This window comes from Pseudomonas sp. D1HM (assembly GCF_019266105.1).
Lineage (GTDB): Bacteria > Pseudomonadota > Gammaproteobacteria > Pseudomonadales > Pseudomonadaceae > Aquipseudomonas > Aquipseudomonas taetrolens.
In genome coordinates, this window is sequence record NZ_LRMN01000016.1 from 33004 (window position 1) to 53664 (window position 20661).

Consider the following 20661-nt stretch of genomic DNA (forward strand, 5'->3'; position numbering starts at 1 on the left):
ATGACGGGCTGGATTGAAAAAATGGCTAGGCAGGAACGAGTAGTGATTGTCGGCGGCGGAGTGATTGGCTTGCTGACAGCGTTTAATCTGGCCTCTGAAGTCGAACAGGTCATTCTGCTGGACCGTGGTGGGGTTGGGCAGGAGTCTTCCTGGGCCGGCGGCGGTATTGTTTCGCCGCTTTATCCATGGCGCTATAACTGCGCAGTTACAGCACTGGCTCACTGGTCGCAAGACTTCTATCCACAGTTGGCCGAGCGTTTGTTTGCCTCCACAGGTCTTGACCCTGAAGTTCATACGACCGGTTTGTACTGGCTCGACCTGGATGATGAAGCCGAAGCGCTGGCGTGGGCCCGGCGCGAAGGTAGGCCCTTGAGTGAGGTGGATGTCGCGTCGGTTGAGCGCGCCGTTCCGGTATTGGGTGGTGGTTTTTCTCGCGCGATCTATATGGCCGATGTGGCAAATGTGCGTAACCCGCGACTGGTCAAATCATTAAAAGCAGCGCTGCAATCCATGCCGAATGTCACGATCCATGAGCACTGCGAGGTTCAGGGGTTCATTCGTGAAGGCGCAAAAATTGCGGGAGTGAACACGGCGCAGGGTGAGATTCACGGCGATCAGGTGGTGTTGTCGGCTGGCGCCTGGAGCGGAGAACTCTTGAGTAACCTGGGGCTTGAGCTGCCGGTGGAGCCCGTCAAGGGGCAGATGATTCTGTACAAGTGTGCGTCAGACTTTTTGTCGTGCATGGTGTTGGCAAAAGGGCGCTATGCGATCCCGCGCCGAGACGGTCATATCTTGGTCGGCAGCACGCTGGAGCATGAAGGCTTTGATAAAACACCGACCCAAACGGCACTTGAAAGCCTGAAAGCATCGGCGATAGAGCTGATTCCGGCACTGGCCGATGCTGAGCCAGTGGCTCATTGGGCAGGCTTGCGCCCTGGCTCACCGGAGGGTATCCCGTATATCGGGCGGGTTTCCGGCTTTGACGGCTTGTGGCTCAACTGCGGGCATTATCGCAACGGCCTGGTACTGGCGCCTGCATCTTGCCAGTTATTTGCCGACCTGCTGCTGGGGCGTGAACCGATCATCGACCCTGCGCCTTATGCACCGGCGGGACGTTTCTGATGATGTCGATGCTCCTGTAGTTGTCGCGGGACGGCAGCTACAGGAGTGTTTGTCGGTGAAGAGTCAGCGCTTGACGGGGCCCTGCTCCAGATGGCTCTGGCTGCAATACCACGTTTGTTGCTGGCTTAATGCGCGGTCACGGGGCAAGTGCACGCCGCAATGGGCGCACCGCACCATTGGGTGGGCGTCAGGGTCGACCGGCTTTTTAGTCGCGCTCAGGCTGGCTTTGTATTTGCGCCAGAACCAGACGCCTGCAGCTATCAGTGCAGCCCAGAACAGTAAACGAAGCATGGTTATTCGCTATTCGATAAAAGATGCGTCAGTTTAGCCAAGGTCGTGTCAGGCGCACAGCGTAATCAGCATTGCCTGAATCCAGAGCAAAAAAAGAGCCCCGAAGGGCTCTTTTTTATGGGCTGAACAATCAGTCGAACAGGCCCAGGGTCATGTAGCTGAACCATGAGCGGCTCTGGCCTTCAGCTTCAGGTGCTTCGATGATGTTGCCATCGGCATCTTTGGGCTTCAGCTCGGCAGGAATTGCATCTTTGGCTTCCTGGAACTGCTTCTGAACGTCCTGGTTGGCACGGGTTTCACCCGGTGGCAGCGGGGTGGTCGACTCGATCAGGCCCAGGGTTGCCTTGCTCAGCCACGAGCGGTTGTCCGACTCGGAAACCTGCGGCACAAACTGACCGTCTACCAGGCTTGGGTGCTCTGGGTAGTTGTCCTTGAGGACTTCAAGGCTGGTCGCAGCCAGCTCATCGAGGTGCATGCGCTGATAGGATTCAACCATGACCGCGAGTCCGTCGGCGACCGAAGGGGTTTCCTGGAAGTTCTCGACGACATAGCGACCACGGTTGGCTGCGGCAACATAAGCCTGACGGGTCAGGTAGTAGTTGGCTACGTGGATCTCGTACGCTGCCAGCAGGTTGCGCAGGTAGATCATGCGCTGCTTGGCATCAGGTGCGTAGCGGCTGTCCGGGAAGCGGCTGGTGAGCTGGGCGAACTCGTTGAACGAGTCGCGTGCAGCGCCCGGGTCGCGCTTGGTCATGTCCAGCGGCAGGAAGCGCGCCAGCAGGCCAACGTCCTGGTCAAACGAGGTCAGGCCTTTCAGGTAATAGGCGTAATCGACGTTTGGGTGCTGAGGATGCAGACGGATAAACCGTTCGGCTGCCGACTTGGCGGCCTCGGGTTCGGAGTTTTTATAGTAGGCGTAGATCAGTTCGAGCTGGGCCTGGTCGGCATAGCGTCCGAACGGGTAGCGCGACTCCAGAGCCTTCAGTTTGGCGGTAGCACTGGTATAGCTGTGGTTATCCAGGTCGGCCTGCGCCTGCTGGTACAGCTCGACTTCGCTCAAGTTGTCGTCAACAACTTCCTTTGTCGACGAACAAGCGGCGGTCAGTGCGAGGATGGCGATCAGCAGCAGGTGTCTCACTTGCATGGCGGCTTGCGTCCCTATGACGGCCGCTGTCTTGGGCGGGTCCGTCCTGTTATGATGAACGCCCCGTGAAAAGCCTCGGGGCAAAAGACGCCGTATTTAACCACAAGCGCGCAGCCGAAACCAAAGGCTTGGCGCCGTCCTGATGAGCATGTCCGAGAAAATTCTACTTCGCGCAGAGGTGCCGTCCGAACTGGGTGGCCAACGCCTCGATCAAGTCGCCGCACAATTATTCGCTGAGCACTCGCGCTCGCGCCTATCCGCCTGGATCAAAGACGGCCGCCTCACTGTGGACGGAGGCGTCATACGCCCCCGTGACATTGTGCATGGTGGTGCCATCCTGGAGCTGACTGCCGAGCAGGAAGCCCAGGGTGAGTGGGTCGCCCAAGACATCCCCCTGGACATCGTTTACGAAGACGATGACATCCTGGTCATCAACAAGCCTGCCGGCTTGGTGGTGCACCCGGCTGCCGGGCATGCCGACGGCACTTTGCTCAATGCCTTGCTGCACCACGTACCGGACATCGTCAATGTGCCGCGTGCGGGGATCGTGCATCGCCTGGACAAAGACACCACCGGTCTGATGGTGGTCGCCAAGACCATCCAGGCGCAGACACAACTGGTTACCCAGTTGCAGAGCCGCAGCGTCAGCCGTATCTATGAGTGCATTGTTATCGGTGTCGTCACCGCCGGGGGCAAGATCGACGCGCCCATCGGCCGTCACGGCCAGCAACGCCAGCGCATGGCGGTAATGGAAGGCGGCAAGCAGGCGGTGAGTCATTACCGCGTGCTTGAGCGTTTCCGTTCCCACACCCATGTGCGGGTCAAGCTGGAAACCGGTCGCACGCACCAGATTCGTGTGCATATGTCCCACATCAACTTCCCGTTGGTCGGAGATCCTGCCTATGGCGGCCGTTTCCGCATCCCGCCGGCAGCCAGTGTGACAATGGTCGAATCCTTGAAAAACTTCCCGCGTCAGGCATTGCATGCACGCTTCCTTGAGTTGGATCATCCGACGACCGGTAAGCGCATGAGCTGGGAATCGCCACTGCCGGACGATTTTGTCTGGTTGTTGACGTTGCTCAAGCAAGACCGTGAGGCATTCATCGGATGAACACCTTCCTGATTCCTGACTGGCCTGCGCCGGCAGGCATCAGGGCCTGTGTGACCACCCGGGCGGGCGGCGTCAGTCTGGCGCCGTTCGACAGCTTCAATCTGGGCGATCATGTTGACGACGATCCTGTCGCCGTCGCGCATAACCGCCAGCGCCTTACCCATGTATTTGACGTACAGCCCGCTTGGCTCAGCCAGGTTCACGGGGTTGTCGTTGCGCCTGCCACTCCCGGCCAGATCATCGAAGCCGATGCCAGCTGGACGGCAACGCCCGGCATTGCCTGTACGGTGATGACCGCCGACTGCCTGCCTGCATTGTTCTGTGATCGAGCGGGCACCCGTGTCGCGGCGGCCCATGCCGGTTGGCGCGGGCTGGCAGCGGGTGTACTTGAAGCGACAGCCCAAAGCCTCAATGTTGAACCGCAAGACATACTGGTCTGGCTTGGGCCGGCCATTGGCCCCAAAGCGTTCGAAGTGGGGGCTGAAGTGCGTGATGTGTTCATGCGCGACTTGCCGCAGTCAGCCGCGGCGTTTGTACCCAGCGTCAATCCGGGGCGCTTTATGGCTGACATCTATGAGCTGGCGCGCCTGCGCCTGGCCCGATGCGGAATCACGGCGGTGTACGGTGGCGGCTTTTGCACCGTGACGGATTCACGCTTCTATTCATACCGGCGCAGCCCGCGTACGGGTCGCTTCGCGTCACTGGTCTGGATTGAAACCTCCTCCTGACTGACCTGTGTCAATTCCATACGCTTGAAACTCCCGTAATCGCCCGCATCTACTATTGTATCTGGCAGGTTTCTTCATTCAGGAGTTTCCATCCCTCCGGCCTGCTCATAAGGAAGGTGACGAATGCGTATAGATAGATTAACCAGCAAGTTGCAATTGGCATTGTCTGATGCTCAGTCGTTGGCTGTTGGCCATGACCATCCGGCCATTGAGCCGGCGCACTTGATGCAGGCATTACTTGACCAGCAGGGCGGATCGATCAAACCGCTGCTGATGCAAGTCGGTTTTGATGTAAACAGCCTGCGTAAAGAGCTGACCAAAGAGCTCGATCAACTGCCAAAAATCCAGAACCCGACTGGCGACGTGAATATGTCGCAGGATCTGGCGCGCCTGCTCAACCAGGCAGACCGTCTGGCCCAACAGAAAGGCGACCAGTTCATCACCAGCGAAATGGTGTTGCTGGCTGCAATGGATGACAACAGCAAGTTGGGCAAATTGTTGATGGGGCAGGGCGTGAGCAAAAAAGCGCTCGAAAACGCCATCAATAACCTGCGCGGCGGCGAAGCGGTCAATGACCCGAATGTTGAAGAGTCGCGGCAGGCGCTGGACAAATACACCATCGACCTGACCAAGCGCGCCGAAGAAGGCAAGCTAGATCCGGTCATTGGGCGTGACGATGAAATTCGCCGCACGATTCAAGTGCTGCAGCGCCGGACCAAAAATAACCCGGTGCTGATCGGTGAGCCCGGGGTGGGTAAAACCGCCATTGCTGAAGGTTTGGCGCAGCGGATCATCAATGGTGAAGTACCGGATGGCCTTAAAGGCAAGCGTCTGTTGTCGCTGGACATCGGTGCGCTGATCGCCGGTGCCAAGTTCCGCGGTGAGTTTGAAGAGCGTCTCAAAGCATTGCTGAATGAACTGTCCAAGCAGGAAGGTCAGATCATTCTGTTTATCGACGAGCTGCATGTCATGGTCGGCGCCGGCAAGGGCGAGGGCGCCATGGATGCGGGCAATATGCTCAAGCCAGCCCTGGCGCGCGGTGAGCTGCACTGCGTGGGCGCGACCACGCTCAATGAGTACCGTCAATATATAGAGAAGGATGCGGCACTTGAGCGTCGCTTCCAGAAAGTACTGGTTGATGAGCCGAGCGAAGAAGACACCATTGCGATCCTGCGTGGCTTGAAAGAGCGCTATGAGGTTCACCACAAGGTGGCCATTACCGACGGTGCGATTATTGCCGCGGCCAAACTCAGTCATCGCTACATTACTGATCGCCAGTTGCCTGACAAGGCGATTGACTTGATTGACGAGGCTGCCAGCCGTATTCGCATGGAGATCGACTCCAAGCCGGAAGTGCTGGACCGCCTGGAACGTCGCTTGATTCAACTGAAGGTTGAAGCTCAGGCGCTGAAGAAAGAAGAAGACGAGGCGGCGAAAAAACGTCTCGAGAAACTGCAGGAAGAAATCGAGCGCCATGAGCGCGAGTATTCAGACCTGGAAGAAATCTGGACCTCGGAAAAAGCCGAAGTGCAGGGTTCTGCCCAGATCCAGCAGAAGATCGAGCAGGCGCGCCAGGAGCTTGAAGTGGCCCGTCGCAGCGGCAACCTCAACCGCATGGCCGAGTTGCAGTACGGGATCATTCCCGATCTGGAGCGCAGCCTGCAGATGGTCGATGAGCACAGCAGCAAGACTGAAAACCAGTTGTTGCGCAGCAAGGTGACCGAAGAGGAAATCGCTGAAGTGGTATCGAAGTGGACGGGTATCCCTGTCTCCAAGATGCTCGAAGGCGAGCGCGACAAGCTGATGAAGATGGAAAGTCTGTTGCATGAGCGCGTGATCGGTCAGGACGAAGCTGTGGTTGCCGTGTCCAACGCGGTTCGTCGTTCGCGTGCCGGCTTGAGCGATCCGGATCGACCAAGCGGTTCGTTCATGTTCCTGGGCCCGACCGGCGTAGGTAAAACCGAGTTGTGCAAGGCGCTGGCCGAGTTCCTCTTTGATACTGAGGAGGCGATGGTGCGCATTGATATGTCCGAGTTCATGGAGAAGCACTCCGTGGCTCGACTGATTGGTGCTCCACCAGGCTATGTGGGCTACGAGGAAGGCGGGTACCTGACCGAAGCCGTACGGCGCAAGCCTTACTCGGTCATCCTGCTGGACGAGGTCGAGAAGGCTCACCCGGATGTATTCAACGTGTTGCTACAGGTGCTTGAAGACGGTCGATTGACTGACAGCCATGGCCGCACAGTTGACTTCCGCAACACGGTGATCGTGATGACGTCCAACCTGGGCTCTGCGCAGATCCAGGAGCTGGTAGGCGATCGCGAGGCGCAACGGGCCGCGGTGATGGATGCGGTGAGTACGCACTTCCGTCCGGAGTTTGTGAACCGGATCGACGAAGTGGTGATCTTCGAGCCTCTGGCCCGTGATCAGATTGCCGGCATTGCTGAAATCCAGCTGGGTCGTTTGCGTGGCCGTCTGGCAGAGCGTGATCTGAGCCTCGAGTTGAGTCAGGAAGCTCTCGACAAGCTGATTGCCGTTGGCTATGACCCGGTTTATGGCGCACGTCCGCTCAAGCGTGCGATCCAGCGCTGGATCGAAAACCCGCTGGCACAACTGATTCTGTCGGGTCAGTTCATGCCGGGGACCACGGTGACCGCCACTGTGAAAGACGACGAAATCGTCTTCGCATAAGGCCCAGTGTGGGTGTTTTAAGAGAGGCCTCGCATTGCGAGGCCTTTTTTTTATTTAGGGTGTTGATCTATAAGGAAAACGCTAGTAAAGTGCGCCCCGCAGTAAGTCACCCGCAACGGCAACCTGGCCCAAACCAGCAAGCCCGCTAGAAGAGCTAAATCATTGTCTTCTAACGAAAAATAAGGGTTGACAAAGATTCAAAGGGTTGTAGAATAGCGCGCCTCAGAGGCACTAACGCAGCGATGCGAGAGAGCCAAAGAGAACGAGCAAAGTTGTAGAGAAGCACCGTTGTAGATTGAAATATGTAGTTCCGCGATAGCTCAGTTGGTAGAGCAAATGACTGTTAATCATTGGGTCCCTGGTTCGAGTCCAGGTCGTGGAGCCATTTTCAAGCCGGGGTATAGCGCAGTCCGGTAGCGCGCCTGCTTTGGGAGCAGGATGTCAGGAGTTCGAATCCCCTTACCCCGACCATTTTTGGGTCGTTAGCTCAGTTGGTAGAGCAGTTGGCTTTTAACCAATTGGTCGTAGGTTCGAATCCCACACGACCCACCATTTTTGGCTCCAGTTCACTGGGGTTAGATCTTAAGATCAGAGGCCAAAAGCACTGATCGCAGAAGGCGCCTCTTGAAGGTGCCTTTTTTTTACCGGGGTATAGCGCAGTCCGGTAGCGCGCCTGCTTTGGGAGCAGGATGTCAGGAGTTCGAATCCCCTTACCCCGACCATTTTCTGCCCGGCAGTAATGGGTATGAAGATCAGGCTCTGATGCCAATTGCATCAGTGGCCAATAAAAAAAGCGTCCTTCGGGGCGCTTTTTTTTGTCTTCGAAAAAGTGGAAGTACGCTATTCAATTCTTGTTTAAGGCTGTGGAGTTGAGGGCGCTATGTGCCTCTGTAGCCGCCGAGAAGCGCAGCGGCTACAGAGTGTCGGGTTAGTGCAGCTTCAGGCGCGGTTCGGTGCCTCGGCCAATCCGGCTGCCAAGCATCAGCATCAGGGTGCGGAATGTCCCGTACAGCGCCATTTGGTGCATGCGGTACAACGAGATATAAAACATCCGTGCCAACCAGCCTTCCAGCATGACAGTGCCCATCAGGCTCCCCATCAAGTTACCCACAGCCGAAAAGCTCGACAGCGAGATCAGTGAGCCGTAGTCGCGGTAGTGGTAATCCGGTAATTGCGGTTTGCCTTCGATCCGCAGCTTCAGGGACTTGGCCAGCAGTGACGCTTGCTGGTGAGCGGCCTGGGCGCGTGGGGGGACGGTCCGGTCGGTACCAGGCTGAGGGCACGCCGCACAATCGCCAAAGGCAAAAATATTGTCGTCGCGGGTTGTTTGCAGAGTAGGTCGTACCACCAGCTGGTTGATGCGGTTGGTTTCCAGTCCGGCCAGCTCCTTGAGGAAGCCCGGTGCGCGGATCCCGGCTGCCCAAACCTTCAGGCTGGCAGGAATCACCTGGCCGTCGGCGGTAATCAGGCTGTCGGCGGTCACTTCACTGACGGCAGAGTTGGTCAGCACAGTTACCCCGAGTTTCTCCAGAGTTTTATGCACAGGCCCGCCAATGCGTTCTGGCAGGGCGGGCAATACCCGTGGGCCGGCTTCGATCAGAGTAATGTGCATGTTTTCCGGTTTGATCCGGTCAAGACCATACGCTGCCAGTTCGTGGGCGGCGTTATGCAGTTCTGCTGCCAGCTCAACACCTGTTGCTCCCGCACCCACAATGGCTACGCTGATCTGCTCGACCACATCGCTTTGCCCGGCGTGAGCGCGTAGATAGTGATTGAGCAATTGCTGATGGAAGCGTTCGGCCTGCTTGCGGGTATCGAGGAACAGGCAATGTTCAGCCGCGCCTTTGGTACCGAAATCATTGGTGGTGCTGCCTACCGCGATGACCAACGTGTCGTAGTTCAGCTCTCGCGCCGGAACCAGTTCCTGGCCGTTTTCGTCGAGAGTCGCAGACAATGAGATCTTTTTCAGCTCCCGGTCGAGTCCGCTCATGCGGCCTAGCTGAAACTCGAAATGGTTCCATTTGGCTTGAGCGACATAGTTGAGTTCATCTTCCGAAGAGTTCAGCGAGCCGGCGGCCACTTCATGCAGCAGGGGTTTCCAGATGTGGGTCAGGTTGGCATCGACCAGCGTGATGCTGGCTTTGCCGCGCTTGCCCAGCGTCTTGCCCAGGCGGGTGGCCAATTCCAGGCCCCCGGCGCCGCCGCCGACGATAACAATACGATGGTTCATGGGTATCACTCACAAGGCTTAAAAAAATCTGTGCCTGAGTAACCCGGGCGAGCGCGATGCAGCTCATAGCACCAGGTAACTCAGGAGGCGGCTCAACAGGCCCATGCCAATCACCACAATCACAACCACCGCAAGGAGCAGCCAGGGCCTGAAAGGCCGGCGCTCAACTTGATTCTGTGGCAACTGCAGGTACTGTTCGACACGCTGCTGATCATCTGGGTTCAGACGGCTGGACATATATATTGCCTCGTCAGATAGACGTTGCGGGAAGGGTAAAAGCTACAGCGTTGAGTCAACCTGGATGAAAAGAAGCATAGCCGCTTGAGCCCAAAGGCTCGACCCGCAGTTCGTCGTCTAGACGAATGATCCCGCTTTCGATTACCCGTGCCGTAATACCGCCGTGGCCACGTACAGCCTGGAAGGTGCCTTCACCCAAGCGTTGCTCAAGGCGGGCACAGGGTTGGCACCAGCCTGTTGTTTCAAGAATGGCCTGGCCAATTTTGAAGCGTCGCCCTTTAAGGCTGAACAAATTGATTCCGCCCACCACAATATTGCGCCGCAACTCCTGTGGCCGAAGGGGGTGATCGTCTTGACGGCCGAGCAGGGAGTGGATCACCGCCAGGTGCTCCCATTGGATCAGTGTCACCTGGCGCGCATTGCGTGCGCCGGGGCGAGCATGATCGCCCGTCAGTCCCGCTTCACGTCGGGCCTCGACGGCCTCCAGTTCGAGCATGTCGCCGCGTGATTCCGGGCGCACGCCGAGCCAGCGAACACGCCCGGTTTGCGGAACGTGCGCGATCAATTCCTGTAAAGGACTCACAAACTGATGCCTACGTCGAAAATGATACTGCGCCCCAGGTTGTTGCGCAGGAAGTCCGGTGCATCCGGTTGTGCAAACAGCACCCGGGCAAAGGTCGGGCCGACGAGCGACAGCGAGCGCCAGCCTTGGCGCAAGTACTCGGTGGGTGGCGGGAAGTGGCTGTTCAGATCAAGGACTTCGCGCTTGAGGCTGGAAAACGCAATGATGTCCAGTTGGTCCAGGTCGATGCCGCGCTCAAGGTAATTGTTGGCCTTTTTGTGCAGGGTCGGACCCAGGCGTTGCAACAGTTTGCTCGCCGGAATCCGCTTGGGTCGTGCTTCGCGCCGCACCAGTTGGCTCAGGGAATAGGCGCTGCGCCGCCGCTGAAGTTCTTCGCGCCATTCATCGTTCAGGCGCCGGCCTTCATCCAGCACAAAGAAAACTTCAAAGCGCGCGTCACCAAACAATACATCCGGTGGTTCCTGGCTTGCCTGGATGAAATCTTCGGTGTGATACGGAATATTCAAGCCCTGTAGCAGGCGCTGGCAAACCCAACGCTCACGCTCCCATTTGCGGGCATTGGAGAGAAAAGCATTGGCTTGCTCGGCCTGTGTGGTGAGCAGGCGTAGATAGTCTGAGTCGTCCATGAACGCAGCTTAGCCTTGAAACAGGTGTTACTGAAAGTCTGAGGTGTAGACTGATGCGTATCACCGACACGGACTTTAAACGGGGAGGGTAGAGCGGTGTGCTTTAACGAGATGGCGTTGGAGATGCATACGTGATCGGAGCCGAGGTGTTATCCACTCAGACTCAGCTGCTTGGCTGGATGCTCTACGTGCCTGCTGTGCTATGGGCGATCTGGCGGGCACCGTGGGTTGAGCTGTTTAGCGACACCCGGCGCCAGCATCTGTTGTTCGGCACTGTTTTTTCTCTGTTCTTGTTGTGGCTGGTACGGCGCGACTTTGATACAGGCGTTTCCTACCATTTCATCGGCCTGACGGTCGTCACGTTACTGCTTGACTGGCCGCTGGCAATTGTCGGTGCGCTTATGGCGCAAGCGGGGCTGGTATTGCTGGGGCGCCAGGACCTGGCGGCGATGGGGGTCAACGGCGTGTTGCTGATTTTGCTGCCAGTAGCCGTGACCGAGGCCTGCGCGAGTGCAGTCGAGCGTGCGCAGCCGCGTAACCCATTCGTTTATATTTTTTGTTCGGGTTTTTTTGCCGCAGCTCTGGCTGCGCTGCTGTGTCTATTGGCGGTGCTGGGGGTGTTGTGGCATGACGGGGTGTTCGTGATGCCTGAATGGCTGGAAGACTTTGTGGGCTACCTGTGGCTGATCATCTTCCCGGAGGCTTTTATCAACGGAATGCTGGTGACAGCTCTGGTAGTGTTTTGCCCCGAGTGGCTGGAAACCTTCAACCGGACTCGCTACCTGGCGGCCCCCTGGAAGGATGAAGGGCGCAAGTAGCATTCAGAACCCGCGACGGGGGTGTGCCGCAACCCCCGTCGACGACTGCAAAAAATCGTCTCTGTGCATCAATGAATGCGGGGCGATAAATCGTCCGAGAACAGGTCATCTTCAGCGTCCGGGCTCACCGGAATTTTGTGCTCTTCGCTGGCCCAGGCTCCCAGGTCGATCAGCTTGCAGCGATCCGAGCAAAAAGGCCGGAAGGTATTGCCTGCGGCCCATTCCACGGCGGTGCCACAGGTTGGGCAGTCTACGATCATCGGTTTGGTCATGGTTGGCCTCCACGCAAGGTTAAGTAAAAGTGATGCAAGCGCTCGACTTCGGTCTGAAGCGCCTTCAAGTCGGCGTCATTGACCAGCACATCATCTGCATGCTGCAGACGTTCTTCGCGGCTGGCCTGGGCCTTGAGAATGGCCTGGATCTGTTGTTCGCTGGTGTTGTCGCGCAGCAACGTGCGCTGGATTTGCAGGGCTTGCGGGGCGTCAATCACCAGTATGCGCTGGGTCGTCGAATATTGGCCGGACTCGATCAGCAGCGGTGAGACCAGAATGGCGTAGGGTGATTGCGCCTGCGCCAGGTTGTTGGCGATCTCATCGCGAATCAATGGGTGCAACAGCGCTTCAAGCCAGCGGCGTTGCTCGGGGTCGCTGAAGATCAGCGCACGCAGCGCGCTGCGATCGAGTTGCCCGTCGGCCTGCAGTACGCCATCGCCAAAGTGCGCGGCGATTTTTGCCAGCGCCGGGCGCCCCGGCTCCACGACCCAGCGAGCGGCATGATCGGCGTCCACTACGTGTACGCCCAATGCGGCGAAGTGATGGGCGGCGGCACTCTTGCCGCTGCCGATACCACCGGTCAGGCCGAGAATCCAGGGTTTGGAAGGAGGGGTATTCATGTCAAACCGCAAGCTGCCAATAGAAAGTGGTTATTTGACCACCCCAGAGCAATGCAAGCCAACCGGCAATTGCCAGATACGGCGCAAAGGGGATGGGAGTGGATGTTTTGGCGCGGCGTAATCCCAGCAGGCTCAGCCCCACGAGGGCGCCCACCAGCGACGAGAGCAAGAGGGTCAGAGGCAGGATGGCGATGCCTCCCCAGGCGCCGAGCATGGCCAGCAATTTGAAGTCGCCGTAGCCCATTCCGTCCTTGCCGGTGAGCAGTTTGAATATCCAGAAGATTGACCACAGACTGGCATAGCCCAGCGCAGCTCCCCATACGGCTTGCGACAAGCTGGTGAACATATCGAAACTGTTCAGCAGCAAGCCCAGCCAAAGCAAGGGCAAGACCAGCACATCGGGTACGATCTGGTGCTCGAGGTCAATCAGGCAGATGGCGAGCAATCCCCACGTCAGCACCAGCATCCAGCCCGCTTGCCCGCTAACACCGAAATGCCAGGCGATGAAGGCTGACAGCAGCCCGCAGGCCAGTTCGGTCAGGGGATAACGCAGACTGATCGCTGTATTGCACTGGCTGCACTTGCCACGCAGCAAGGCATAGCTCAGTAACGGAATATTTTCCCGGGCGCGCAGGGGATGCTGGCAATGCGGGCAGTGCGAGTGGGGCAACATCAAGTTATACACAGGGCCTTTTTCAGCGGCCGGCATTGCCAGCAGCTCCCGGGCCTGGGCTTGCCAGTCATGTTCGAGCATTTTGGGCAGGCGCCACACCAGCACATTGAGAAAGCTGCCCACCAGCAAGCCCAGTACCAAAGCACAAGCGATGAAGGCACCGGGGTGAAAACTCAGAAAATCAATCATGCTCAAATCACTTGGCCCAGTTGGAAAATCGGTAAATACATGGCAACGACCAGCCCGCCTACCAGAACGCCAAGCACCACCATGATGGCGGGCTCCATCAGCGTTGTCAGGTTATCGACCAAAGTGTCGACCTCGTTCTCATAATAAGTGGCTACATGACCAAGCATGTCGTCCAATGTGCCAGATTCTTCGCCAATAGCTGTCATCTGAATCGCCATGCCCGGAAACACGCCTGCGCTGGTCATGGCCATGTGAATCTGACTGCCCGTCGCCACCTGTTGCTTGAGTCGCAGCACGGCTTCTTTGAACACGCTATTGCCAGTGGCGCCGGCCACGGAGTCCAGCGCCTCGAGCAGAGGAACGCCGGCTGCCATCGTGATGGACAGCGTGCGAGCAAAACGGGCAATGGCGGACTGGTGAAGCAGGCGCCCTGTCACGGGCAGTTTTAATTGCCACCGATCAAGCCGCTGGCGCCAGCTCGCAGAGTGTCTGTAGTAGCGGCGCGCACAGCCCAGTGTGGCGCAAACACCTGCCAGCAGCCACAGTCCACAGTTTTTCAGGGCTTCAGACAAGGCAATTGCGCCGAGCGTGAAGGCGGGAAGTTGAGCATCGAATGTGCTGAAAATGCCCTGAAACTTCGGCACCACTTCGATCAGCAGAATCGTACATACCGCCAACGCCACCAGCAGAACCGCGACGGGGTAGGTCATTGCCTTTTTGATTTTCTTTTTAAGCGCTTCGGTTTTTTCTTTGTAGATCGCGATCCGTTCAAGCAGTGCATCCAGCGCGCCGGCCTGTTCACCAGCTTCGATAAGGCTGCAAAACAGAGCATCAAAGTGCAGCGGTTTTTTGCGCAGGGCCGCCGCCAGGCTGGTACCTGCGCCGATGTCCTGCCTGAGGTCAGCCACCAGTTGGCGCATCCGCAGCGTTTCGAAGCCGTTACCGATCACCTCCAGCGCCTGCAGCAGCGGGATGCCAGCCCTGATCAGGGTCGCCAATTGGCGCGTGAACAGCGTGATATGCAGCGCCGTAACGGGTGCTCCTGCGCGGGACCTGCCCTCGCGTCGGATCCTCGTCGCAGTGATGCCTTGGCGGCGCAGGTGCATCCGGATCATGGCGCAAGAATGAGCGGCCATTTCCCCCTTGATCCGTTTGCCTTTGCGATCAGTACCTTCCCACCGGTACAGGCAGGTTTTAACGTCCAGTGTTGCCATGCGAGGGTCCTTGGAAAGCGCAATGCCCGGTTGAGCAGTCAGTTTCAAAGGCTAGTTGCCAATCGCTTATGTTCGGTCACAGGAGCATGTCCAAAGGTGTCAAACACCGTTGTTGAGGAGCATCGGGACCCGATCCTTGGTAGCCTGTGCGCACTTTTTTTGGCAGCCCGCAGCTGCCAGGGCGTCTGGTCATCAGGCCACGTCTCATTTTCGGAGTCCTCACATGAAACAGCACAAAGGCTTCACTCTGATCGAACTGATGATCGTGATTGCGATCATTGGCCTGATCGCTTCGTTCGCATTACCGGCCTACAACGATCACACCATGAAGGCGCGTTTTGCCGAGGTGAATTCAATCAGCAATACCTACAAAACAGCGGTGGCCCTGTGTTACAGCGAGAGCAATGATTTAAGCGTTTGCGATGCAGGCAAGCACGGGATACCGGCCCCGGCCGAGGCCACCGACAACCTGGCAGCCGGGATGACAGTTGAAGATGGTGTGATCACCATGACCGGCACGCAGGCTGCCGGTAACTGGACCAGCATCATGGTGCCGGCAATCAGCGGCTCGGGCGCAACCCTGGTGTGGAATCAGAGCGGTACATGCCTGGCCAGCGGAGCCTGCAAATAATCGTACGCATGATTCAACAGGCCCGGGCCCGCTCGCGCTTCAGGCGCTATAGCGGGAGGGCCTGCCGCGGTTTACCCGCTATGCGCATGCCAATGCCCGACTGATCAATGGTCGACATTGACGTCCGAAAATGGCGAGAACCTGCAAAAACGTGGTGCTATTCTGCGGCCATGAACACATACGAAAGCCTCGCCATACCCTCTGTTGCTGCCTGCGAAATCGCTCGCCTGAGCCGTGATGCGCGTTTTGACGGGGTGTTCTTTACCGCAGTGCTCAGCACCCGGATCTATTGTCGCCCGGTGTGTCCGGCCCGACCTCCAAAAGCTGAAAACGTGGTGTATTACTCCAGCGCAGCCGCCGCCCAGGCCCAGGGATTCAGACCCTGTTTGCGCTGTCGGCCCGAGCTGGCACCGGGCAATCAATTGTGGCTGCAGGGCGAGCATTTAGTGTCGCGTGCCTTGAAGCTGATCAATGAAGGGTATCTGGCAGACCATTCGCTGGAAGCACTGGCTCAGCGTCTTGATCTGGGTGCCCGGCAGTTGCGCCGTCTGTTCGTCAAGTATCTGGGGGCGCCGCCGATGGCGGTTCACGCCACCCAGCGCCTGCTGTTTGCCAAGCAACTATTGACCGAGACGCACCTGTCGATCACCGACGTGGCGATGGCATCGGGGTTTGGCAGCTTGCGACGTTTCAATGCGGCGTTTGCCGAAGCCAATCATGCCGAGCCCCGGTCTTTCCGGCGCAGTCCCAAGCCGCGTGCAGGCAAGGCACTGGTTTTGCGTTTGGGTTATCGCCCGCCTTATGACTTCCCGGCGTTGCTGGCTTTCTTGAAGAGCCGCGCCTTGCCGGGTATCGAACAGGTTGACGAGGTCAGTTACCAGCGGGTTTTTGCGGGGCCGCAGGCGACGGGCTGGCTGCGGGTCAGCGCCTGGCCAGGTGAAACACACGCGCTGCAATTGGAGTTGCTGAATGTGGCGCCGGGTCAAATGCTCGGCGTGGTCACGCAGATCCGGCGGATGTTCGATCTGGATGCCGATCCGCTGGCAATTGCTCATACCTTGAGTGCCAGCCCGCTGCTGGCACCGATTATTGAACGTTATCCCGGCCTGCGTTTACCCGGCGGTTGGGATGGCTTTGAAGTGGCGGTGCGTGCGGTTTTGGGTCAGCAAGTCAGCGTTGCTGCAGCCCGCACTCTGGCCAGCCGTATCGTCAATCGTTATGGCATGGCAATCGAAGCCCCGGGTGGCGCGCCGCTGGATCGTTTATTTCCGACACCCGGCCAATTGGCCGACGCTGACCTGGGGCAGATGGGAATTACTCAGGCACGGATCGATACGATCCAGGGGATTGCCCGGGCCTTGCTTGATGGACGTGTGGATTTCGCCATGGAGCAACCCTTGCAAGGTTTTATCAGTCGCTGGGTGCAGTTGCCCGGGATTGGTGAATGGACGGCTCATTACATCGCCATGCGCGTGCTGAAGCACCCCGATGCATTTCCGGCGGCGGACTTGATCCTGCGCCGTGAGGCCAACCCCGGGAGTGAACCGCTGAGCACCAAGGCGTTACAAACCCTGGCCGAAAGCTGGCGCCCGTGGCGGGCCTATTCCGTGATGTATTTATGGCGCGCAGCCACCGACGCGGCGGCTGCAAGGAAGGTATGAACATGACCCGGATTTACTACGAATACATGCCGTCGCCGGTCGGCCCGCTGCTGTTGGTGGCTGATGATGAAGGTTTGCGGCAGATACGCTTCGAGCTGGAGCACCGCCCCCATGCCCCTCTGGCGGAGTGGGAGCACTCACCGCAAAAACTGGCCGAAGTCAGGCGTCAGCTTGAAGCGTATTTCGCCGGTGAACGGTACACCTTCGATCTGCCACTCAAGCCATTGGGCACTGAATTCCAGCAGTCGGTGTGGCAAGCCCTGATGACCATTCCCTACGCGGCGACCACCAGCTACGGGCAACTATCGCAGCTGATCCTTCGTCCTAAGGCATCGCGGGCGGTGGGGGCTGCCAACGGGCGTAATCCGATTCCGATCATCATTCCATGCCACCGTGTCATTGGCAGCAATGGTTCGTTGACCGGTTTTTCGGGCGGGCTGGCAACCAAGCAGTGGTTGCTGGAGCACGAGCTCAAGCAACAGGGGTTTGTGTTGTCTTGATGGCAGAACAGGTGCGGGCGGGGCCGATCGCAGAACCCGCGCCCGCCCCAGGACGTTACAGGCTCAAGCGCATCGACAAATCCACCGCTTTCACATCCTTGGTCATGGCGCCAATCGATATGTAGTCCACGCCTGTTTCGGCGATGGGGCGCAAGGTGGTTTCGTTGATCCCGCCGCTGGCTTCCAGCTTGGCTTTGCCCGCGTTCAGGCGCACGGCTTCGCGCATGTCGTCCATGCTCAGCTCGTCGAGCATGATGATGTCAGCGCCTGCTGCCAGCGCCTCCTTCAGTTCGGCGAGGCTTTCAACTTCGATTTCAACCGGTTTGCCCGGGGCGATTTTGTGCGCCGCGCTGATGGCTTCAGCGATGCCGCCGCAGGCTGCGATATGGTTTTCCTTGATCAGGAACGCGTCGTACAGACCGATGCGGTGGTTGTGACAACCGCCACAGGTGACCGCGTACTTTTGCGCCAAACGCAGGCCGGGCAGGGTTTTGCGGGTGTCCAGTAACTTGACCTGAGTGTCGGCGACTTGATCCGCCAGGTACTGGGCATGGGTCGCAACGCCGGACAGCATCTGCAAAAAGTTCAGGGCGCTACGTTCACCGCTGAGCAGTGAGCGGGCCGGGCCTTCAAGGTGGAACAACACTTGATTGGGGGTTACGCGCTCGCCGTCGGCCACCTGCCAATGCACTGCAACCCGTGGGTCCAGCTGGCGAAACACAGTATCGACCCAGGCAGTTCCGCTGATAACGGCGGCTTCACGGGTGATGATCGACGCTTTTGCCAGACGTTCGGCAGGGATCAGTCGTGCAGTGATATCGCCACTGCCAATGTCTTCGGCTAACGCACGGCGTACGTTGGCTTCGATTTCGGCGGTGAGGTCGGCCAGACGTAAATTCGGCATAACGAGCTCCACAAACAAAGTGCGCCGATTATAGGGCCATGCAGCGAGTGAACCCAAGTACGCCGGTGTCTATTGGCCAGCGTACTTAACCGTGTGTTTTTTGGCGCTTTTATGGGGCAGTCGCAGTCACTGCAATACAGATTGCTCCCCATAGGTGTGTTCATCGCGGCATACTGAGGCCTTTCGCTTTCGTCGTTGAAGGAGCCTCTATGCAGCTGGACCCCGCGAGTGGTTGGTGCCAGGGTGTGTGTCATTGCCCGTCGCCCAACTTCAATGCGCGCCCGAATGGCGAAATTTCCTTGCTGATTATCCACAACATCAGCTTGCCGCCAGGGCAGTTCGCCACAGGCAAGGTTCAGGCGTTTTTCCAGAACCGACTGGACGTCACAGAGCATCCCTACTTTGAAGGCATCCGTGAACTCAGGGTGAGCGCGCACTTTCTGATCGAGCGCGATGGCGGCGTGACCCAATTTGTTTCCTGTCTTGATCGCGCATGGCATGCCGGTATTTCGAGCTTCGAAGGGCGCGAAACCTGCAATGACTTTTCGCTCGGGATCGAGCTCGAGGGCACTGATGAATTGCCGTTCAGCGACGCGCAATATGACGCGCTGATTACGCTGACCCGGCAATTGCAGGCGGCGTATCCCGGCATTACGCTGAACAGAATATGCGGCCACAGTGATGTGGCTCCCGGGCGCAAGACAGATCCGGGCCCGGCTTTTGACTGGACGCGCTTTCGCGGCGCGTTGCAGCACACAGGAGAAATGCAATGAGTTTTGTGGTGTTACTGCTGACGATACTGATCGAGAAGTTCTCGGGGCTGCGTCAATATCTTCAGCGTGATGGCGGCTGGCTGCGTGAACTGCACAAGCTGGAAGCCAGCCCGAGGCTTGCCACCCAGCCGTGGTGTGTACTGGCCATTCTGATCCTGTTCCCCGTGGCGGTCCTCGGGTTGCTGTTACTGGTGCTGCAACCCGTGGCGTATGGCCTGCTGGCATTGCCGGTGCATGTGCTGATCGTGATTTACAGCTTGGGTCGAGGTGATTTGCTGGAGGGCCTGGGGCCGATTCGCGATGCCTGGCGCCGGGGCGATTTACAGGCCGCCGCGCATGTGGCCGAACGCGATCTGGGGGTGACTGCCGAGAGTGGCGAACAGTTGCTGGAGAAGGTCCAGAGTCACTTGCTGTGGCAGGCTTATCAAAGTTTCTTTGCCGTGATTTTCTGGTATTTCCTGCTGGGTCCCGTCGCGGCGCTGAGTTATCGCCTGCTGGCATTGGCGGCTGAGAACGGTAAGAACCCGGAGCTGATCGAACGTGCCCAGCAACTGCGTCACGCCTTCGACTGGTTGCCAGTGCGGCTGCTGGCCGCGAGTTTTGCACTGGTGGGTCACTTTGCGGCAGTGAGCCGAGTGATGTTGCACGAGTTGCTGAGTTGGGACATCAGCGCCGAGCAATTGATCAACAAGGCTGGCTGTGCAGCGGCAGAGATTCCCGCGCCTCAGGTGGGGCCTGAGGGCGTGGCCAGTCTGGATACCCTGTGGGCACTGCTATTGCGTGCAGCAGTGCTGTGGTACGCGTGCTTTGCGGTGTGGACGTTGCTGCTCTGACCTGTCGGAGGGTTTATCCGCGTTGAGTGTGGGGCCAGTTGAACAGTTCGCATGCGTTGGCGGTGCTGGCGCTGGCCAGGGCTTCGGGGCTGACGCCCATGACTTCAGCCAGGGCCGTGCAAATGGCCGGCAAGTGCTCGGGGCTGTTGCGCTGGTTGGCAAACATGACCGGGGCCATGTCGGGGGCATCGGTTTCCAGCACGATGGTGTCCAGCGCCAGATCGGCAATCACCTTACGCAGGCGCAATGCCTGGGGCCAGGTGGCTGCGCCTCCGAGCCCCAGTTTGAACCCCAGCTTCAGGTATTCTCGGGCTTCTTCGCGACTGCCCGCAAACGCATGAATGATCCCGCCGCGCTTTAACCGAAAACGCTTGAGTGTCGCAATCACCTGCGCATGGCTACGTCGCACGTGCAGCAAGGCGGGAAGTTGAAAGTCGGCCGCCAGTTGCAATTGGGCTTCAAACAACCGCTGCTGAACATCGCGGTCCAGCTCGGGAAGAAAGTAATCGAGGCCTATTTCGCCCACGGCGCACAGTTGCGGGTGCCCCGCCAAACGGCTCAGCCATTCCCCCAGCTCAGTCACATGCTCAGGGCGATGATCATTGAGGTACATCGGGTGCAAGCCAAAGGCGGCATACAGCTGACTGTCGGTTTGCACCAGATCCCACAACCGTTGCCAATTGCGCTGATCGACACCCAGCACCACCATTCGCTCGACGCCCAGGGCTCGACTGTGCGCCATTAACGGCACACGGTCGTGGTCAAAGTCCGGGAAGTCGAGGTGGGTATGGCTGTCGATCAGCTGCATGG

At 58.4% G+C, this 20661-nt stretch carries 22 protein-coding genes and 4 tRNA genes; 14 read left to right on the forward strand and 12 right to left on the reverse strand.

Features of this window, described 5'->3' with window-relative positions:
* Positions 1 to 21: 21 nt before the first annotated feature.
* On the forward strand, positions 22 to 1122 hold the full coding sequence (gene thiO / locus AWM69_RS17285) for a glycine oxidase ThiO (protein WP_218727697.1): 1101 nt from the start codon (positions 22 to 24) through the stop codon (positions 1120 to 1122).
* A 63-nt stretch (positions 1123 to 1185) separates the two neighbouring features.
* On the opposite strand, the gene AWM69_RS17290 is transcribed toward thiO, so the two are convergent.
* Positions 1186 to 1413, reverse strand: coding sequence for a PP0621 family protein (locus AWM69_RS17290; protein ID WP_131652162.1), 228 nt, complete (start codon positions 1411 to 1413; stop codon positions 1186 to 1188).
* A gap of 130 nt (positions 1414 to 1543) precedes the next feature.
* On the reverse strand, positions 1544 to 2557 hold the full coding sequence (locus AWM69_RS17295) for an outer membrane protein assembly factor BamD (protein WP_131652163.1): 1014 nt from the start codon (positions 2555 to 2557) through the stop codon (positions 1544 to 1546).
* 148 nt (positions 2558 to 2705) lie between these two features.
* Between AWM69_RS17295 and rluD the strand changes: the two genes are divergently transcribed.
* The 7 genes from rluD (at position 2706) to AWM69_RS17330 (ending at position 7809) form a co-directional block, all read left to right on the forward strand.
* Positions 2706 to 3668: a 23S rRNA pseudouridine(1911/1915/1917) synthase RluD gene (rluD, locus tag AWM69_RS17300; protein ID WP_048378458.1), complete on the forward strand. Its 963-nt coding sequence runs from the start codon at positions 2706 to 2708 to the stop codon at positions 3666 to 3668.
* Positions 3665 to 4396 (forward strand): peptidoglycan editing factor PgeF, encoded by a 732-nt coding sequence (gene pgeF / locus AWM69_RS17305; RefSeq protein WP_048378229.1) that lies wholly within the window; start codon positions 3665 to 3667, stop codon positions 4394 to 4396. The genes rluD and pgeF overlap by 4 nt, the downstream gene beginning before the upstream one ends.
* 123 nt (positions 4397 to 4519) lie before the next feature.
* Positions 4520 to 7087, forward strand: coding sequence for an ATP-dependent chaperone ClpB (gene clpB / locus AWM69_RS17310; protein ID WP_131652164.1), 2568 nt, complete (start codon positions 4520 to 4522; stop codon positions 7085 to 7087).
* 309 nt (positions 7088 to 7396) lie between these two features.
* A tRNA-Asn gene (locus AWM69_RS17315) sits at positions 7397 to 7472 on the forward strand.
* A gap of 9 nt (positions 7473 to 7481) precedes the next feature.
* Positions 7482 to 7558 (forward strand) — tRNA-Pro (locus tag AWM69_RS17320).
* 5 nt (positions 7559 to 7563) lie between these two features.
* Positions 7564 to 7639: transfer RNA gene (locus tag AWM69_RS17325), tRNA-Lys, on the forward strand.
* A 93-nt stretch (positions 7640 to 7732) separates the two neighbouring features.
* A tRNA-Pro gene (locus AWM69_RS17330) sits at positions 7733 to 7809 on the forward strand.
* A 206-nt stretch (positions 7810 to 8015) separates the two neighbouring features.
* Here AWM69_RS17330 and AWM69_RS17335 read toward each other — a convergent pair.
* From AWM69_RS17335 to AWM69_RS17350, 4 genes are all read right to left on the reverse strand, one after another.
* Entirely contained in the window at positions 8016 to 9317 is a 1302-nt protein-coding gene (locus AWM69_RS17335; protein ID WP_048378227.1) for an NAD(P)/FAD-dependent oxidoreductase, read from the reverse strand.
* 63 nt (positions 9318 to 9380) lie between these two features.
* Entirely contained in the window at positions 9381 to 9554 is a 174-nt protein-coding gene (locus tag AWM69_RS17340) for a DUF3094 family protein (RefSeq protein WP_048378226.1), read from the reverse strand.
* A gap of 55 nt (positions 9555 to 9609) precedes the next feature.
* Entirely contained in the window at positions 9610 to 10137 is a 528-nt protein-coding gene (locus tag AWM69_RS17345; protein WP_218727699.1) for an MOSC domain-containing protein, read from the reverse strand.
* Positions 10134 to 10763, reverse strand: a complete 630-nt coding sequence (locus AWM69_RS17350) for a DUF1780 domain-containing protein (RefSeq protein ID WP_048378224.1) — start codon at positions 10761 to 10763, stop codon at positions 10134 to 10136. Before AWM69_RS17350 ends, AWM69_RS17345 begins: the two co-directional genes overlap by 4 nt.
* Before the next feature lie 131 nt (positions 10764 to 10894).
* Here AWM69_RS17350 and AWM69_RS17355 point away from each other — a divergent pair, with 131 nt between their 5' ends.
* Positions 10895 to 11581 carry an energy-coupling factor ABC transporter permease gene (locus AWM69_RS17355; RefSeq protein ID WP_048378223.1) on the forward strand — a complete coding sequence of 229 codons (687 nt, stop codon included), beginning with the start codon at positions 10895 to 10897 and terminating at the stop codon, positions 11579 to 11581.
* Between the two features lie 68 nt (positions 11582 to 11649).
* Here AWM69_RS17355 and yacG read toward each other — a convergent pair whose 3' ends face one another.
* Genes yacG through AWM69_RS17375 form a run of 4 tightly spaced genes read right to left on the reverse strand, consistent with a single transcriptional unit; the run spans position 11650 to position 14549 of the window.
* Positions 11650 to 11853, reverse strand: coding sequence for a DNA gyrase inhibitor YacG (gene yacG, locus AWM69_RS17360; RefSeq protein WP_131652166.1), 204 nt, complete (start codon positions 11851 to 11853; stop codon positions 11650 to 11652).
* Positions 11850 to 12473, reverse strand: coding sequence for a dephospho-CoA kinase (gene coaE, locus AWM69_RS17365; RefSeq protein ID WP_218727700.1), 624 nt, complete (start codon positions 12471 to 12473; stop codon positions 11850 to 11852). The genes yacG and coaE overlap by 4 nt, the downstream gene beginning before the upstream one ends.
* Position 12474: 1 nt before the next feature.
* The gene (locus tag AWM69_RS17370; protein WP_306299246.1) at positions 12475 to 13335 is read right to left on the reverse strand and encodes an A24 family peptidase; all 861 of its coding nucleotides are present in this window, start codon (positions 13333 to 13335) and stop codon (positions 12475 to 12477) included.
* A 2-nt stretch (positions 13336 to 13337) separates the two neighbouring features.
* Positions 13338 to 14549, reverse strand: coding sequence for a type II secretion system F family protein (locus AWM69_RS17375; protein WP_218727704.1), 1212 nt, complete (start codon positions 14547 to 14549; stop codon positions 13338 to 13340).
* A 223-nt stretch (positions 14550 to 14772) separates the two neighbouring features.
* Between AWM69_RS17375 and AWM69_RS17380 the strand changes: the two genes are divergently transcribed.
* The 3 genes from AWM69_RS17380 to AWM69_RS17390 all read left to right on the forward strand — a co-directional run bounded on the left by AWM69_RS17380 (position 14773) and on the right by AWM69_RS17390 (position 17341).
* A complete protein-coding gene (locus tag AWM69_RS17380; protein ID WP_131652169.1) occupies positions 14773 to 15180 on the forward strand; it encodes a prepilin-type N-terminal cleavage/methylation domain-containing protein in 408 nt (135 codons plus the stop codon).
* A 170-nt stretch (positions 15181 to 15350) separates the two neighbouring features.
* Positions 15351 to 16841 (forward strand): DNA-3-methyladenine glycosylase 2, encoded by a 1491-nt coding sequence (locus tag AWM69_RS17385; RefSeq protein ID WP_218727706.1) that lies wholly within the window; start codon positions 15351 to 15353, stop codon positions 16839 to 16841.
* A gap of 2 nt (positions 16842 to 16843) precedes the next feature.
* Positions 16844 to 17341, forward strand: coding sequence for a methylated-DNA--[protein]-cysteine S-methyltransferase (locus AWM69_RS17390; RefSeq protein WP_218727707.1), 498 nt, complete (start codon positions 16844 to 16846; stop codon positions 17339 to 17341).
* Between the two features lie 55 nt (positions 17342 to 17396).
* Here AWM69_RS17390 and nadC read toward each other — a convergent pair whose 3' ends face one another.
* Positions 17397 to 18245, reverse strand: a complete 849-nt coding sequence (gene nadC / locus AWM69_RS17395) for a carboxylating nicotinate-nucleotide diphosphorylase (RefSeq protein WP_131652172.1) — start codon at positions 18243 to 18245, stop codon at positions 17397 to 17399.
* 209 nt (positions 18246 to 18454) lie between these two features.
* On the opposite strand from nadC, the gene ampD reads away from it, so the two are divergent.
* Both ampD and ampE read left to right on the forward strand, forming a co-directional pair.
* Positions 18455 to 19018 carry a 1,6-anhydro-N-acetylmuramyl-L-alanine amidase AmpD gene (ampD, locus tag AWM69_RS17400; RefSeq protein ID WP_131652173.1) on the forward strand — a complete coding sequence of 188 codons (564 nt, stop codon included), beginning with the start codon at positions 18455 to 18457 and terminating at the stop codon, positions 19016 to 19018.
* Positions 19015 to 19851, forward strand: a complete 837-nt coding sequence (gene ampE, locus AWM69_RS17405) for a regulatory signaling modulator protein AmpE (RefSeq protein ID WP_131652174.1) — start codon at positions 19015 to 19017, stop codon at positions 19849 to 19851. The genes ampD and ampE overlap by 4 nt, the downstream gene beginning before the upstream one ends.
* Positions 19852 to 19864: 13 nt before the next feature.
* Here ampE and AWM69_RS17410 read toward each other — a convergent pair whose 3' ends face one another.
* Positions 19865 to 20659, reverse strand: a complete 795-nt coding sequence (locus AWM69_RS17410) for a TatD family hydrolase (RefSeq protein WP_218727709.1) — start codon at positions 20657 to 20659, stop codon at positions 19865 to 19867.
* Positions 20660 to 20661: the final 2 nt, after the last annotated feature.